Origin of the sequence: Prevotella sp. oral taxon 317 str. F0108, from assembly GCF_000162415.1 — a bacterium.
In the GTDB taxonomy this organism is placed as follows: domain Bacteria; phylum Bacteroidota; class Bacteroidia; order Bacteroidales; family Bacteroidaceae; genus Prevotella; species Prevotella conceptionensis.
Map to the genome: position 1 here is coordinate 1 of NZ_GG740100.1, position 886 is coordinate 886.

Annotated in this window: 1 protein-coding gene; it reads left to right on the forward strand. The window is 42.4% G+C overall.

Annotated features, from left to right (window positions below):
- Positions 1 to 195: 195 nt before the first annotated feature.
- Positions 196 to 405, forward strand: coding sequence for a hypothetical protein (locus tag HMPREF0670_RS15090; RefSeq protein WP_009231996.1), 210 nt, complete (start codon positions 196 to 198; stop codon positions 403 to 405).
- Positions 406 to 886: the final 481 nt, after the last annotated feature.

Consider the following 886-nt stretch of genomic DNA (forward strand, 5'->3'; position numbering starts at 1 on the left):
AGAAAAAAGGCCGTGAAGAGCAAAACCAGGAACAACAGTTGAGCCTTTGCGGGGAATGGTTAGAACATGCCTTAACCCAAATGGGGCATTGCAACTGGCATGTCAAGAGTTTGTTAAATAGGTAAACATATTTTACAAATCGCAACTTTTTGGCGAGCCATTCTAGAAGAAATTACCTTGCAAAACCTATATAAAATGCAGCAGAATGATGAAAACGGCGGCCAACATTGCGCGCTTTTCCCTCCGATTTTTGCCATTTACTATGCTTTTGCATTTCTCTTTGAAGAAAATTTGGGCCAAATTTGCATTCGAAACCACAAAAAAATGTTGGCCAAAATGCTTGCTTTTGCACTGCATTTAGCACCAAAACGCATTGCATTTAGCACCAAAACGCAAGGCATTTAGCACCAAAATGCAAGGCATTTAGCACCAAAATGCAAGGCATTTAGCACCAAAATGCAAGGCAAAATGCACCAAAACGCAAGGCAAAATGCACCAAAACGTAGATAAAAGGCATAAAAAGCGGCTTGCGAAGGGCTATTTATAGGCAAATTGCACCTTATAGACGAAAAGCGGCTTGGTGGCTTTTGGCTGACCACTAAGCTGGGCTTTGCGCCCCCATTTTAGGCTAAAAAGGGCGTATTTTGCGCCTTATTTCTTGTAAGTGTAGGTAAATCAACTGGTTATAAACTTGAAAAATACGCGCGAAATTACGACCCGCGGCCAGAGATTTTGCGGCGAGGCCACTCATAATGTTAAAATATGGTACGAATATTTTACATTGTTGCGGTTGTTGGTTTGCGCCATTGTGTGGTATAGGCGTTAAACCCTGATGGGGTGTTGGGCACTGTGCCGATTGGGGTTAACAAAGGTTTTGCCATGACTT

What these genes read in the sequence shown, in the direction of transcription:
- HMPREF0670_RS15090 (WP_009231996.1), top strand. Translation starts at nt 196, where the DNA reads ATGCAGCAGAATGATGAAAACGGCGGCCAACATTGCGCGCTTTTCCCT.